General features: G+C 60.7%; 13 protein-coding genes. 10 read left to right on the top strand and 3 right to left on the bottom strand.

Translation table 11 applies throughout. The features are described 5' to 3' along the window. Nucleotides 1-162: 162 nt before the first annotated feature. Complete coding sequence (locus ACIQY3_RS32215; RefSeq protein ID WP_403028172.1) at nt 163-1,086, bottom strand: TIGR03571 family LLM class oxidoreductase; 924 nt, start codon at nt 1,084-1,086, stop codon at nt 163-165. Nucleotides 1,087-1,361: 275 nt separating this feature from the next. Here ACIQY3_RS32215 and mrdA point away from each other — a divergent pair, with 275 nt between their 5' ends. Then, nucleotides 1,362-3,254, top strand: coding sequence for a penicillin-binding protein 2 (mrdA, locus tag ACIQY3_RS32210; RefSeq protein WP_403028170.1), 1,893 nt, complete (start codon nt 1,362-1,364; stop codon nt 3,252-3,254). Nucleotides 3,255-3,266: 12 nt separating this feature from the next. On the opposite strand, the gene ACIQY3_RS32205 is transcribed toward mrdA, so the two are convergent. Then, complete coding sequence (locus ACIQY3_RS32205) at nt 3,267-4,223, bottom strand: LysR family transcriptional regulator (protein WP_403028168.1); 957 nt, start codon at nt 4,221-4,223, stop codon at nt 3,267-3,269. 156 nt (nt 4,224-4,379) lie between these two features. Between ACIQY3_RS32205 and ACIQY3_RS32200 the strand changes: the two genes are divergently transcribed. From ACIQY3_RS32200 to ACIQY3_RS32175, 6 genes are all read left to right on the top strand, one after another. After that, entirely contained in the window at nt 4,380-5,681 is a 1,302-nt protein-coding gene (locus ACIQY3_RS32200; RefSeq protein ID WP_403028163.1) for an MFS transporter, read from the top strand. Next, nucleotides 5,678-6,433, top strand: a complete 756-nt coding sequence (locus tag ACIQY3_RS32195) for a class II aldolase/adducin family protein (RefSeq protein WP_163913343.1) — start codon at nt 5,678-5,680, stop codon at nt 6,431-6,433. The genes ACIQY3_RS32200 and ACIQY3_RS32195 overlap by 4 nt, the downstream gene beginning before the upstream one ends. Beyond that, nucleotides 6,430-7,359: a 2-hydroxyacid dehydrogenase gene (locus ACIQY3_RS32190; protein ID WP_403028158.1), complete on the top strand. Its 930-nt coding sequence runs from the start codon at nt 6,430-6,432 to the stop codon at nt 7,357-7,359. Before ACIQY3_RS32195 ends, ACIQY3_RS32190 begins: the two co-directional genes overlap by 4 nt. Nucleotides 7,360-7,463: 104 nt before the next feature. Then, nucleotides 7,464-8,837 (top strand): MFS transporter, encoded by a 1,374-nt coding sequence (locus ACIQY3_RS32185; RefSeq protein ID WP_403028155.1) that lies wholly within the window; start codon nt 7,464-7,466, stop codon nt 8,835-8,837. Nucleotides 8,838-8,852: 15 nt separating this feature from the next. After that, the gene (locus ACIQY3_RS32180) at nt 8,853-9,245 is read left to right on the top strand and encodes a RidA family protein (protein WP_403028152.1); all 393 of its coding nucleotides are present in this window, start codon (nt 8,853-8,855) and stop codon (nt 9,243-9,245) included. Further along, complete coding sequence (locus ACIQY3_RS32175; protein ID WP_403028149.1) at nt 9,238-9,849, top strand: RraA family protein; 612 nt, start codon at nt 9,238-9,240, stop codon at nt 9,847-9,849. The genes ACIQY3_RS32180 and ACIQY3_RS32175 overlap by 8 nt, the downstream gene beginning before the upstream one ends. On the opposite strand, the gene ACIQY3_RS32170 is transcribed toward ACIQY3_RS32175, so the two are convergent. Next, complete coding sequence (locus ACIQY3_RS32170) at nt 9,846-10,778, bottom strand: LysR family transcriptional regulator (protein ID WP_403028146.1); 933 nt, start codon at nt 10,776-10,778, stop codon at nt 9,846-9,848. The genes ACIQY3_RS32175 and ACIQY3_RS32170 overlap by 4 nt on opposite strands. A gap of 162 nt (nt 10,779-10,940) precedes the next feature. On the opposite strand from ACIQY3_RS32170, the gene ACIQY3_RS32165 reads away from it, so the two are divergent. From ACIQY3_RS32165 to ACIQY3_RS32155, 3 genes are all read left to right on the top strand, one after another. Beyond that, nucleotides 10,941-12,251 (top strand): MFS transporter, encoded by a 1,311-nt coding sequence (locus ACIQY3_RS32165; RefSeq protein ID WP_403028143.1) that lies wholly within the window; start codon nt 10,941-10,943, stop codon nt 12,249-12,251. Between the two features lie 23 nt (nt 12,252-12,274). Next, the gene (locus ACIQY3_RS32160) at nt 12,275-13,504 is read left to right on the top strand and encodes a Zn-dependent hydrolase (protein WP_403028141.1); all 1,230 of its coding nucleotides are present in this window, start codon (nt 12,275-12,277) and stop codon (nt 13,502-13,504) included. A gap of 154 nt (nt 13,505-13,658) precedes the next feature. Next, a complete protein-coding gene (locus ACIQY3_RS32155; RefSeq protein WP_403028138.1) occupies nt 13,659-14,684 on the top strand; it encodes a histone deacetylase family protein in 1,026 nt (341 codons plus the stop codon). The last annotated feature ends 60 nt before the right edge of the window (nt 14,685-14,744 follow it).

Raw genomic sequence — 14,744 nt, 5'->3', positions numbered from 1 at the left:
ATGGTAGTGTGGGGTTTCCCCATGTGAGAGTAGGTCATCGTCAAGATTAAATTCCGAAACCCCTATCTGCGTATGCAGGTAGGGGTTTTGTTTTTCCTGCAGAAAAGTGGCGATAAAAAAGGGACAGCCCAATGGCCATCCCTGGTTACCAACACCGCACCGTCAGTGAAACATCGGCAGTACGTGTTCCGCGATCTCCTCAATCACTTCCGCCACCGGTCGTTCGCTACGACGCATATGCAGGCCCACATGCTGCACACCTGCATCACGCAAAGCCTGAAGCTCATCAATCAATGCAAGCCGCCCGCAACTCCCACCGAAACGCACACGTCGCATCGGCGCATACGGATTCGCCTCCAGATCCAAATGAACAAAGCTGATGTAAGGCTTATCACCACCGACTTCTCGCCATAACCCGACTCGACGACGATGCTCATCCGGCGTTCCAGGGTAGGCGAGCCAACCGTCCATATGCTCACCAATCCAGGCCGGAGACTGCTGGCCAAGCCCCGCCACCAGCAGCGGCACCGCCTGATCACGCTCAGGCAGCAACCGCGCACCCTCAGGCAAGCGACCTTCACCCTGGCTACGCAACAACTCAACCGTATCGCGAAAGATCTCGCCGCGCTGAGCGTAATCCACGCCAAACAATGGATATTCCATCGGACGGTCACCACTGGCCACGCCAAGGAGCAAGCGTCCGTCACTCAGTTCATCGACACTGTTGGCAGCCTTGAGCGTCAGCCAGGGTTGACGCAAGGGCAGCACCACCGCAGCCGTCCCCAACATAATGTTGTCAGTGATCCCCGCCAAATAACCCAGGTACGAAAAGACTTCAAACACCTGGGCCGCATCGCCGAAATTCGGGTCATAAACCGGTACATCGCGCACCCACAGGGCGCTAAACCCGGCCTTGTCGGCCAAACGTGCCATCGCCGCATGCTGCTTCAGATCGGGAACGCCGAAAGGCCTGCCCTCAGCCGTTCGTAGTCGCTGGTCATCGCTGGACCAATCGTTATCCAGCGGCAATTCAAGCCCAATGGAAAACCCGTTCGAGCCCAGTAATCGTTGAAAACGCGAGTGCATAAAAAACTCCAGAAAGGGAATGTCATGCACCCAGTATCCATAGGCCTATCTGCAAGAAAAATGCATGAATGGGAATATCAATCTTGAGTAAAACGCACGAGTACATTACATCGCTCAACACGTCCGACCGTCGTTTTGGCCCTCAAGGACAACCGTTCGAGGAAATCGCGCTAAAGTGCCGGCGTCATTTTTGGTATGGTGCAGCTCGTTTTTTAATGGACTGATGACAACGCCGAGGATCGGCCCCCCTTCATAGTCAAAGAGCTGCTGCAGAAATGCCCGAACCGATACCGATCAAGGATCACGAAAAAGAGACGCGCCTGGTCAATAAAAGACTGATGGCCTGCGCCTTGTTTGTGGTCGCCATCACTTGCGCGCTGGTAGTGCGCATGTACGTGCTGCAAGTGGTCGAATTCGATTACCACTCGACCATCTCCGAAAACAACCGCGTCCACGTTTTGCCAATCACCCCGACCCGAGGGCTGATCTATGACCGCAATGGCGTGGTCCTGGCGGACAACCGTCCCAGTTTCAACCTGACCATCACCCGCGAACGCGCCTCCGACGTCAAAGAAGAGCTGGACGAGGTGGTCAACCTCCTGCACCTGCCGTCTGAAGACCGCACGTTGTTCGACAAGGCCATGAAACAGGCTCGGCACCCGTTCGTCCCGGTGACTTTGTTCTACGAACTCACCGAACAGCAGATCGCCGTCCTCGCGGTCAACGAATTCCGCCTGCCGGGGCTGGATGTCGAGCCGCAGTTCGTTCGCCACTACCCGATGGGCGCGCATTTTGCGCACTCGATCGGTTACGTCGGTCGCATCAACGAGAAAGAATCCAAGGCCCTGGATGGGGTGGAATATCGCGGCACCCAATCCATCGGCAAGACCGGTATCGAAAAATTCTACGAGTCCGAGTTGCACGGCCACGTGGGTTACGAAGAAGTCGAAACCAACGCCCAGGGCCGCGTGTTGCGCGTACTCAAGCACACCGATCCGACACCCGGCAAAAATATCGTCCTGAGCCTGGACGTTCACCTTCAGGAAGCCGCCGAGGATGCCCTGGGAGATCGCCGTGGCTCGGTGGTCGCCCTCGATCCGTCGACTGGCGAAGTGCTGGCCATGGTCAGCAAGCCAAGCTTCGACCCGAACATGTTCGTGACCGGCATCAGCTTCAAGGAATACGCGGCGCTGCACGACTCCATCGACCGGCCGCTGTTCAACCGCGTCCTGCGCGGCCTCTATGCGCCGGGCTCGACCATCAAGCCGGAAGTAGCGATTGCTGGCCTCGATTCCGGCGTGGTCACTCCACAGACCCGCGTCTTCGACCCCGGTTACTACCAACTGCCGGACTTCGATCACAAATACCGCAACTGGAACCACAGCGGCGATGGCTGGGTGGACATGGACGCGGCGATCATGCGCTCCAACGACACCTACTTCTACGACCTGGCGCACAAGCTCGGCATCGACCGGCTGCACGACTACATGGCGATGTTCGGGCTCGGTGAGAAAGTGTCCCTGGACATGTTCGAAGAGTCTGCCGGTCTGATGCCATCCCAGGCCTGGAAACGCGCGACCCGCCGTCAGCCGTGGTTCCCTGGCGAAACCGTGATCCTCGGCATCGGTCAGGGCTACATGCAGGTCACGCCATTGCAACTGGCCCAGGCCACCGCGTTGATTGCCAACAAAGGCGTGTGGAACCGACCGCACCTGGCCAAGACCGTCGACGGCGTAGCGCCAGTGGACGAGAACCCGATGCCGAACATCCTGCTCAAGGATCCGCGTGATTGGGAACAGGTCAACCACGGCATGCAGATGGTGATGCACGACGCGCGCGGGATTGCCCGGGCAGCGGCGGTGGGTGCCCAATACCGCATCGCCGGCAAGAGTGGTACCGCGCAGGTGGTGGCGATCAAGCAGGGCGAGCGTTACAACCGGGCGAAAACCCTGGAGCGTAACCGCGACAACGCACTGTTCGTCGGTTTCGCCCCGGCCGAACATCCGAAGATTGTCATTTCGGTGATGATCGAAAACGGCGAGGCCGGTGGTCGCGTTGCCGGTCCTGTGGTGCGGCAGATCATGGACGCCTGGCTACTCGACCAGGACGGCCATCTCAAGCCGCAATACGCCACGCCCGCCAAACCACCGGGCGATCCCCACGTCTAAACCCGAGAGGCTTCACAGCACAGGCTCACGGATGCTGAGCATGTGCTGGAAGCTCTCCAGGAACACCGTTTCCGCCTGAGTCATCTTCTGTTCGCGATTCCACAGCAGCTGGATATCGAAATCCACCACGCCGTCTTCCGGCGGCAAACGCCAGAGCAAGCCCTGCTCGACATCTCGCCGCACCAAGTGCACCGGCAAACAACCAATCCCGAACCCTGCGCAGATCAAGCGGTAAATCTCTTCGAAACTGGTGGAGGAGGCGACGATCTTGCCGGTAAAGCCTTGCTCGTCGCGAAACAGCGTCAGAGGCGAAAGATTGCCGCCCAGTTGATCGCTGGTGAAGCTCACGAAGTTCTCCGCCGCTAGCTGTTCCAGGGGCAGGTTCTCCTGCCCGAACAGCCGATGACGCTGGCCGCAAAAATACGCATAACGCTCGCGGAACAGCACCCGTTGCTCCAGCCGTGGCTGGGGTAGTCGGCACAGCCCAACGCCAATGGTCGCGGTCTTTTGCAGCAACGAACTGATGATGTTCGAGCTGCCCATCACCTCGACTTCCAGCTCGATTTTCGGGTGGGTTTCATGGAAGTCCGCGAGGAATTCATCGTAGTGCCGCGCCTGCACGCCGCTGACGGTGAGGATGCGAATCTTGCCCACCACATCGTCATGCCGACTTTCTACCACCGTGCCCAAACGGGAAATATCGCCGTAGATATCCGCCGCGATACGCAGGACTTCTTCCCCGGTTTCCGTCAGATCAAAGCGCCGCCCGCTGCGGGCAATCAACACACATTCCAATTGTTCTTCCAGACGTTTCAGCGCCTGGCTGACCGCTGACTGGGTGATGTGCAAACGCGCAGCGGCGCGGCTCATGCTGCCTTCCTGGCCGATCACTAGGTAGGTGCGCAGCAGGTTCCAGTCGAGACGATCATTCAAAAAGCGCCGGCCGACCCAAGGGTTAGTTGAAGTCATGACAAGTCCATGTAGTAGCACAGCTAATAGTAAAGATAAGAATTTGAAAATTGACTAATCCTGGCACGGAAGCGATAAAGCCCACAAGCGCCACAGAGTGCAACCGTAAACAGCCTTCAGTACCTGCCCAAAACTATAAATACACAGGGTCCTTGCATGCACACTACCCCTCAACCGCGACGCGCCGCGGCCGCTGCCTTCATTGGCACGACCATCGAGTTCTACGACTTCTACATCTACGCCACCGCGGCAGCGCTGGTGCTCGGGCAAGTGTTCTTTCCCAGCAGTGACCCGGTGATGAGCACCCTGGCCGCCTTCGGCAGTTTCGCCGTCGGCTTCATCGCCCGCCCCATGGCCGGCATGGTCTTCGGTCACCTGGGGGATCGCCTGGGCCGCAAGAAAATGCTGCTGGTGACCATGGCGCTGATGGGCCTGGCCACCGCCGGCATCGGTTTGTTGCCAAGCTACGCCAGCGTCGGCATCTGGGCGCCGGTCGGTTTGATCGTGTTGCGCCTGATCCAGGGGATTTCCGTCGGCGGCGAGTGGGGCGGGGCGGTGCTGATGGCCAGCGAGCACGCTCCGGCCAAGCGCAAAACCTTCTACGCCTCGTTCGCCCAACTCGGCAGCCCGGCGGGTTTGCTGTTGGCGTTGATTGCCTTTCGTCTGGTGACCTCCCTTGAGCCGGAAGACTTCCTCGCCTGGGGCTGGCGCCTGCCGTTCCTCGCCAGCGGTGTGCTGATGATGGTCGGCCTGATGATCCGTTCCGGCGTGCATGAATCCCCGGAGTTCGCCAAGGCCCGGGACAACAATGAAACCGCGAAATACCCGGTGAAGGACGTGATCCGCACCTGCTGGCGGCAGATCCTCTTCGCCGCTGCCGCCGTGACCATCGGTTCGGCCGGGTTCTTCTTCACCAACACCTTCATGATCACCTACGTCACCCAATACCAAGGCATCGCGCGCTCGACGATCCTCGACTGCCTGTTTCTGGTGACCGTCATTCAGTTGCTCTCGCAACCGCTCTCGGCACTGCTGGCCGAACGCATCGGCGAAGGCCGCTTCCTCAAACTCGTCGCGCTGCTGTGCATGGTCACGCCGTACCCGATGTTCCTGCTGGTCGGCACGCAAAACATTGTGCTGATGACCGTCGGCATTGCGTTGGCGGTGGTGATCCTCTCGGCGCTGTACGCGGTGATTGCCGGGTACATGACCCAGGCGTTCCCGGTGCACCTGCGCTACTCGGGGATTTCCATCGCTTACCAGTTGAGCTGCGCCCTGGCCGGCGGCACCACGCCGCTGATCGGCACCCTGCTGGCGAGCAAGTTTTCCGGACAATGGTGGCCGCTGGCGGTGTTCTTCACCTTGCTCTCGGCCCTGTCCTTGATCGGTGTTTGCGGCCTGGCCCGCCTGCGCGCCAACCCGGTCGCCACCCACGCTGCTAAAGAGGTGTATTCGTGAGTAAACCTGCACACATCGACCCGGTTGAATGGCAAGCCCGTTGCGAACTGGCGGCACTGTATCGGCTGGTCGCGCACTTTCGCATGACCGACCTGATCGACACCCACATCACCCTGCGCATTCCAGGGCCTGAGCATCATTTCCTGATCAATCGCTACGGGGTGATTTTCGACCGCATGCGCGCCTCAGACCTGGTGCGCATTGATCAGGACGGGCGCAATGTCGATCCCGAATACGCAGGGCATCGGGTCAACGCCGCTGGGTTCGTTATTCACTCGGCGATCCACATGGCCCGCCCGGATCTGAACTGCGTGATCCACACCCACACCGCAGCGGGCATGGCAGTCGCAGCGCAGAAGCAGGGTTTGTTGCCGATCAGTCAACACGCGCTGAAGTTCTACGGCAAGTTGGCCTATCACACCTACGAAGGCATCGCGCTGTCGCTGGATGAGCGCGAGCGTTTGATCGCTGATCTGGGACCGCACCGGGCGATGATCCTGCGCAATCATGGTTTGCTGGTCGGCGGCTCCGGCGTGGCCCAGGCGTTCCAGGAAATCCACTTTCTGGAGCGTGCCTGTCAGGCGCAAGTGGCCGCGCTGGCCGGTGGTTCGGCGTTGCATTACCCGTCGCCGGAAGTCTGCGCCCACACCGCCGAACAGTTTGACCGTGATGAACAGGACAACATCATCGACCTGGCCTGGGAGGCCGCACTGACCCTGATCGAATCCCAGCGCGAGTCCTATCTTTCATGAATACCGTGGTCCTGCTGTCCCGCGACACCCTGTTGCTCAAACAACTGCAAGCCGCGTTTGCCCGCAGCGCGCCGCAACTCAACACCGTGCTGGCGGATGATCCGCTGGCCAAAAATGCGCAAATCGCCGCGTGCTGGTTTCCGTTGCCGGGCAGCCTCGCGGCATTGCCGAACCTGCAAGTGATCCACTCGGTGGCCGCCGGTATCGATCACCTGGAACATGACTCGTCGTGCCCGGACTTGCCGGTGTGTCGAGTGGTCGATCCCGGCCACCGTCAAGGGATGACCGAGTACGTGCGCTGGGCGGTGATTCACTATCACCGTGGCTTCGATCAGGTGCTGGAACAGCAGCGCCAACAGCATTGGGAACGACCGCTGCAACGGGCGGCGGGGCAGTTCAAGGTCGGAGTCATGGGGCTGGGTTCGTTGGGCAGCGCAATTGCCGAGGACCTGGCCGCCGCCGGTTATGACGTTCGTGGCTGGGCGCGTCGTCGCAAGGATCTGAACAGTGTCCAGACCTTCGCCGGTGCCGAACAACTGAACCCGTTTCTCGATGGCGTCGAGTTGCTGATCAACCTGTTGCCGCTGACCAGCGAGACTCGCGGCATTCTCGGTAATAGCACTTTTGAACATCTGGCGAATGGCGCCGCGTTGGTCAATTGTGGTCGCGGCGGTCACTTGAATATCGACGACCTCGAACAAGCCCTGAAACAAGGAAAACTGCGCGGCGCCTTGTTGGATGTATTCGAACAAGAACCGCTGCCAGTCGATCATCGTCTCTGGCGCATGCCCGGCGTCACCGTCACGCCACACATGGCCTCGGCCGCGTCCCACGACTGTATCGCCGAACAAGTCGCGGAGAACTTCCGCCGCTTGAACGCCGATGAACCGCTATTGAATTGCGCCGACCGAACACTCGGTTACTAACAACAAACGCGCCCACTGAGTTGGGCGAGGCATAACAACAATCCCTCACTCTTAAACGATTTACTGCCAGTAAAAAACAATTAAACCAATTCCTGGAGTCAGTGATGAGCGATCTATCGTCCGCAGAAAAGTCCGGCGCACCGCCGGAAGTGGCAATCAGCATGAAAAAAGTCGCCGTGGCCAGTGTCATCGGCACCACCGTGGAATGGTACGACTTGTTTGTCTTCGCCACCGCTTCGGCGCTGGTGTTCAACAAAGTGTTCTTCCCGGATTTCGTGCCGTTGATCGGCACATTGCTGGCCTTCGGCACGTTCGCCTCGGCGTATCTGGCGCGCATCGTCGGCGCGGCTTTGTTCGGGCATTTCGGCGACAAACTGGGACGCAAGTCGATGTTGCTGATTTCGCTGCTGACCATGGGTGCCGCGACTTTCGCCATTGGTCTGTTGCCCAACTACGCGGCCATCGGCATCTGGGCGCCGATCCTGTTGCTGTTGCTCAGGGTGATTCAAGGCCTGGCGCTGGGCGGCGAGTGGGGCGGGGCGGTGCTGATGGCGGTGGAACATGCGCCGGCCAACAAGCGTGGTTTGTACGGCTCGTGGGTGCAGATCGGCGTGCCGGCCGGGACCATGATCGCCAACCTGGCGTTCCTGTTGATCGCTGCGTACCTGTCCCCGGAAGACTTGTTGGCCTGGGGCTGGCGCATCCCGTTCCTGGCCAGCGTGTTGTTGATCGCCGTGGGCTTGTACATCCGCTTGAACATCGCTGAAACCCCGGCCTTTAACAAGGTCAAGGAAGCCGAAGTGCAGGTGAAAATGCCCCTGGCGGAAGTCTTTCGCAAATACTGGAAGCAAGTGGTGCTGGGCGGCATCGCCACCATGTCGACCGGGGCTTCGTTCAACATCATCGTCGCGTTCGGCCTGACTTACGGCACGCAGAATCTGGGCTTCAGCCGCAGCACCATGCTCGGTGTGGTGTTGCTGTCCTGCGCCTGGTGCATCGTCATGTTGCCGGTGTTTGGCGCGCTGTCGGACCGCTACGGACGCAAGCCGATCATCGTCGCCGGCATCGTCGCGGAAGCCCTGGTGGCGTTCCCGATGTTCTGGTTGATGGACACCAAGGAGCTGCCGTTGGTGATCTTCGGCTACCTGCTGTTGATGACCGCGTTCGCCGCCAACTACGGGCCGATCGCGACCTTCCTCGCCGAGTTGTTCGGCACACGGGTGCGCTACTCGGGGTTGTCGATCAGCTACATGTTGTCCGGCCTGCTCGGCAGTGCGGCGACGCCGATTGTCACCACGGCATTGCTGGCGGCAACCGGCAAAGGGTCTTCGGTGGCCTGGTACATGATCGGCGCGGCGTTGATTTCGTTGCTGGCGCTGTTGCTGCTGACCGAGACCTTCAAGCGCGACATCAGTGAAATCCCGGTTGAAAAAACCGCCGATGCGCCGAACAAACCCTTCAAATCCGCAGCAGCCTGAAAGGAGCTCGACAGCATGCGCAGAATTCAATCCGCCCCAGGCTTTATCGGCCCGGTCGGGCCTTACTCTCAAGCGGTGGTCAGCGGTCATCTGGTTTTCACCGCCGGGCAGATTCCGGCTCAAAGCGACCTTGATGATCAACCCGCCGATTTCACCGAACAAGTGCGCCAAACCTTGCGCAACCTGGAGGCGATCCTGATTGAAGCCGGGTCGGATTTCAGCCATGTGATCAAGGTCAACGCCTACCTCACCGCCCCGGCGCACCTCGAACCCTTCAACGCCGTGTATCGCGAATTCCTCGGCCATGCGCCGCCGGCTCGCACCACCGTGTGCGTGGCGCTGTGGGGCGTGTCGCTGGAAATCGATTGTGTCGCCGAGTTGATTACGAAGGAGCCGCAGAATGGATGAGTCAAAACTGATCGAGCAACTAAAAGCCGTGAGCTTTCCAACCCTCGGGCATTTTCTGGAGGAAGGCTTCGCCGATTCGCAACTGCGGGCCATGGTGCCGAATGTGAAAGTGGTCGGTCGTGCGCTGACCCTGAAACTGGTCGGCGCCGATGCCATCGCGGTCAACCAGGCCTTGGCGCTGATCAAGCCCGGCGATGTGCTGGTGATCGACACCGGTGGCGACTGGCGACACGCTCCGGTCGGCGCGGTGACCAGTTGCGCGGCGAGCTGCGCCGGTGCCGTGGGGATTGTGGTGGACGGCGCGGTCACCGATCTGCTGGAACTGCGCGAAGCCGGATTGCCGGCGTTCGCTCGCGGCACTAGTGTGCTGACGACCAAGCTGCACGGTCGCGGCGACAGTCAGATTAATCAGCCGATCCACTGCGCTGGCGTCACGGTAAACCCTGGGGATTTGGTTCTGGCGGACGACAACGGCGTGCTGTTTCTCGATTGGCCAGCGGCTGCCGCTGTGATTGATCAAGCCCTGGCTTCCGATTACGCCGAACCACGCCTGCTTGAGCGATTGCGTTCAGGCGAGCCGGTTGCGCAGGTGTTACGCGTTTAGGCCGTCAGGCACGCCTGCAAGCTCTCAATAAACAAAGTCTCCGCGCGGCTCATGCGCTGCTCGCGGTTCCACAGCAAATGAATGTCCACATCGGCAATCCCTTCGTGGGGCGGTAGGCGCCAGAGCAATCCGGCATCGACATCCGCCGCCACCACGTGCTCGGGCAAACAGCCGATACCGAACCCGGCGATCACCAATCGCCGGACTTCTTCCAGGCTCGGCGACGACGCCACGATGCGCCCGCTGAAACCCTGCTGATCACGAAAAATAGTCAGCGGCGAGAGCATGCCGCCAATCTGGTCGCTGGTGAAACTGACGAAATTCTCGCGCTGCAAATCCCCTTCGGCGACGTCCTGCTGTCCGAATAGTGCGTGGTGCTTGCCGCAGAAAAACGCATAGCGCTGACGCAGGAACAGCCGCTGTTCCAGGCGCGGTTGCGGGCGACGATTGAGGCTCAAACCGAGGGTCGCGGTTTTCTCCTGCAAGGCGCTGACGATGTCGGAACTGCGCATCACATCGACCTCCAGATCCACCCGCGGATGCTGGCGATGGAAGTCGGCGAGGAAGTCATCGAAACGCTCGGAGTAGATCCGGCTGATGATCAACAGCCGCACCTTGCCGATCACTTCATCGGCCGGTTGCTCCAGCACGCTGCTGACTTGCGACATTTGCCCGTAGATTTCCCCGGCCAGTTCGAAAATCTGCTCACCGACTTCAGTCAGGGCAAACCGTGGCCCGCGACGGGCGATCAGTTGCCTGCCCAGTTGTTCTTCCAGGCGCTTCAACGCCTGGCTCACCGCCGGTTGCGTCAGGTGCAGGCGCGCAGCGGCACGGCTGATGCTCAGCTCCTGGCCGATCACCCGGAAGGTGCGCAACAGGTTCCAGTCGAGGCGGTCATTGAGCAGGCGTTGCACTTCGCGTTCGGCCATGGGGCTCTCGATTATAAGCTGGCGTAATAGTCTGCATAATAAATAGAAAATTGACTAATCATAGCCCCGAGACGATAAATCAACCCCAAGACAGGCGCCGCCAGAGTGCCTTGATGCCTCCGATTTCCTCCTGCCAAAAAAACAATCAAAGGAGCCCGACCTATGAAGCCCCAAGCTTCGCCCCAGCCGCGCCGTGCGGCAGCCGCAGCCTTCATCGGCACCATGATCGAGTGGTATGACTTTTACATCTACGCCACCGCCGCTGCGTTGGTGTTCGGCGCGCTGTTCTTCCCTTCCGATGACAAACTGTTCAGCACCATGGCCGCGTTCGGCACCTTCGCCGTGGGCTTTTTTGCGCGACCACTGGGCGGGATTATCTTTGGCCATATCGGCGACCGCATCGGGCGCAAGAAGTCATTGATCATCACCTTGCTGATGATGGGTGTGGTCACGGTGTGCATTGGTTTGCTGCCAACCTACGCACAAATCGGCGTCGCCGCGCCGGTGTTGCTGATCTTGCTGCGCATCGTCCAGGGCATCGCCGTTGGTGGCGAGTGGGGCGGGGCGGTGTTGATGGCGGGCGAGCATGCGCCGAAAGGTCGACGCAATTTCTTCGCCTCCTTCGCGCAACTGGGCAGCCCGGCGGGGTTGATCCTGTCGCTGCTGGCCTTCAGCGCGGTCACTTGTTTGCCGGAAGCCGACTTGATGAGCTGGGGCTGGCGCTTGCCGTTCCTCGCCAGTTCGTTGTTGCTGATCGTGGGTCTGGCAATTCGTCTCGGTGTGAATGAATCCCCGGAGTTTCTCGCCAGCCGTGAACTCGCCAGCAAGAGCTCGCGCAAGGAACAGGCGCCGGTCATGGAAGTGCTGCGCACCGCGTGGCGTCCGCTGCTGCTGTGCATCGGCGCCAACACCCTCGGGATCGCTGGTGTGTATTTCACCAACACCTTCATGATCGCCTACACCACCCAGCAACTTGAATTGCCGCGCTCGCTGATCCTCGAGTGCCTGTTTGTGGTGGCGATCATTCAGTTCTGCATCCAGCCGTTGGCGGCGTGGGTCGCGGAGAAGATCGGCGCAACGCGTTTCCTTTGCCTGATGGCGCTGCTGGCGATGGCCTCGCCGTACCCGATGTTCGTGCTGGTCAGCTCGGCCCAGGCGCCGCTGATTATCCTCGGCATCGCCCTGGCGGTGGTGTGCATGGCCTCGTTCTACGCGGTGATCGCCGGGTACGTCAGCGGCATGTTCGAAACGCGGGTGCGCTACACCGCAATCTCCCTCGCCTATCAGATTTGCGGTGCCGTGGCCGGTGGCCTGACGCCGCTGATCGGCACGATGCTGGCGCACAAGTTCGCCGGCCAATGGTGGCCGCTGGCGGTGTTCTACAGCCTGATCGCCGCGACTTCGCTGATCTGTGTCTTGTCCCTTGCCCGTCGTCATGCCAGCGCTGAACGCGTCGAATTGGCCAACGCTTAATCCCCGTTTTCCAGGAGTAATTTATGTTGAAGATTAATGGTGAACGCCTGTGGGCAAGCCTGATGGCCATGGCCGAAATCGGCGCCACGGCCCGGGGCGGTAGCTGCCGGTTGGCCCTGAGCGATGAAGACAAGGCCGGTCGCGAACTGTTTTCCCACTGGTGCCGCGAAGCCGGCATGAGCCTGAGCGTGGACGCCATCGGCAACCTGTTCGCCCGCCGCGAAGGCACCGACCCGGACGCTGCGCCGGTGATGATGGGCAGCCACCTCGACACCCAACCGGAAGGTGGGCGCTTCGATGGCGTCTACGGCGTGCTCGCCGGTCTGGAAGTGGTGCGGTGCCTCAACGACCTCGGCATCCAGACCCGTAAACCGCTGGAAGTGGCGGTGTGGACCAACGAAGAAGGTGCGCGCTTTACCCCGGCGATGTTCGGCTCGGCGGTGTTTACCGGGATCATGAAAGTGGACGCGGCGCTGGCGGTGCGTGACATCGACGGCATCAGCGTTGCCGAGGCCCTGCAACGCAGCGGTTATGCCGGCGAGCGTGCGTTGGGCGGCGCGGTGGATGCGTACTTTGAAGCGCACATCGAGCAAGGCCCGATCCTTGAAGACAATGCCAAGAGCATCGGCGTGGTCACCGGTGGCCAGGCGATTCGCTGGCTCGACGTGCGGGTCGAAGGCATGGCCGCCCACGCTGGCACCACGCCGATGCCACTGCGCAAGGACGCCCTCTATGGTGCGGCGCGGATGATCCAGACCATTGAAGTGTTGGCCACGGATTTCGCCCCGGAAGGCCTGACCACGGTCGGTGAGTTGAGCATCAATAAATCTTCGCGCAACACCATTCCGGGGTTGGTGAATTTCACCGTCGATTTGCGTCATCACCGTGATGAGGCGATCGAGGCGATGGAGCAGCAAGTCCGCGCACGACTCCAGGCGATTGCCGACGGTCGCGGCTTGAAACTGACCATCACCCCGCACTGGATCAGCCCGGCCACACCGTTCGACGCCGAATGCGTGGCGGCGGTGCAGCACGCGGTGGATGCCCTGGGCTACGCTCAGCAATCGATTGTCAGCGGCGCCGGGCACGACGCGATTCACCTGGCGCGGTACTGCCCGACGGCGATGGTGTTTATCCCGTGCGTGGGCGGGTTGAGTCATAACGAAGCGGAAGATGTGTTGCCGGAGGATGTGCGCCAGGGCACGGACGTGTTGCTCAACGCTGTCCTGGCCCGCGCCGAAATCACTGAATAACCCCAATCCCAATGTGGGAGCGGGCTTGCTCGCGAAAGCGGTGGATCAGTTGACATTAATGCTGAATGACACACCGCTTTCGCGAGCAAGCCCGCTCCCACAGGAGGGCGCACTCGGTTTCAAGATCTATGACTAACTGACAGGTACTCACCCCATGCGCAGTTTTTTCCACCCCGAACAATTGCTCCACCATCCCCGCAGCTACTACTCCCGCGGGCAGATGCGCACGCCGCAGGAAGTGCCCGAGCGCGCCCAGCGTCTGGTGCAGGCCTCGCATTCGCTGGGCTTCAGCGTCGAGCAACCAACCGACGCTGGACTCGGGCCGTTGCTCGCCGTCCACGGCGCGCCATACCTGACGTTCCTGCAGGAAGCCCATCAACGCTGGAAGGAAATCCCCGAGGATTGGGGCGATGAAGTCATGTCGAACATCTTCGTCCGGGAGCCCAACGCCCTGCGCGGGATTCTCGCGCAGGCCGCGCGTTATCTGGCGGATGGCAGTTGCCCGGTGGGCGAGCAGACCTGGCGCTCGGCCTATTGGTCGGCGCAAAGCGCAATTGCCGGCGCCCAGGCGTTGCTCGATGGCGAGCCGGCGGCGTATGCCTTGTGCCGTCCACCGGGTCACCATGCCCGAGTCGAAGCGGCCGGTGGTTTCTGTTATGTGAACAACGCGGCGGTGGCGGCCCAGGTATTGCGCGACGGATTTGCGCGGGTGGCGGTGCTGGATACCGACATGCATCACGGTCAGGGCATTCAAGAGATTTTCTATGATCGGGAGGACGTGCTGTACGTCTCGGTGCATGGCGATCCGACCAACTTCTACCCCGGTGTCGCCGGGTTTGCCGATGAGCGCGGTGTTGGCGCGGGGGAGGGTTTCAACCTGAATCTGCCGATGGCCCATGGCGCCAGCGAGGCGGATTTCCTCGGGCAACTTGAGGTGGCGCTTGCGGCGGTGAAGGACTTCGGCGCCGAGGTACTGGTGCTGTCGCTGGGCTTCGATATTTTTGAACTGGACCCGCAAAGCAAAGTGGCGGTGACCCGGGAAGGCTTTGCGCTGCTGGGCGAGCGGATTCGCAGCCTCGGGTTGCCATGCCTGATTGTGCAGGAGGGCGGGTATCACCTGGAGAGCCTTGAAGATAATGCCCGGGCGTTTTTTGTGAATGCCGAGGTGTGGCAGCTCTGAGATTGAGGGTGTCTGGTCAATCGCCTTCGCGAGCAAGCCCGCTCCCACAGGTGAGCGCAT

The organism is Pseudomonas sp. NPDC096950 (genome assembly GCF_044762525.1).
Classification (GTDB): Bacteria; Pseudomonadota; Gammaproteobacteria; order Pseudomonadales; family Pseudomonadaceae; genus Aquipseudomonas.
The sequence above is the reverse complement of the archived record's forward strand: the minus strand, read 5'-3'. Positions and strand labels throughout refer to the sequence as shown.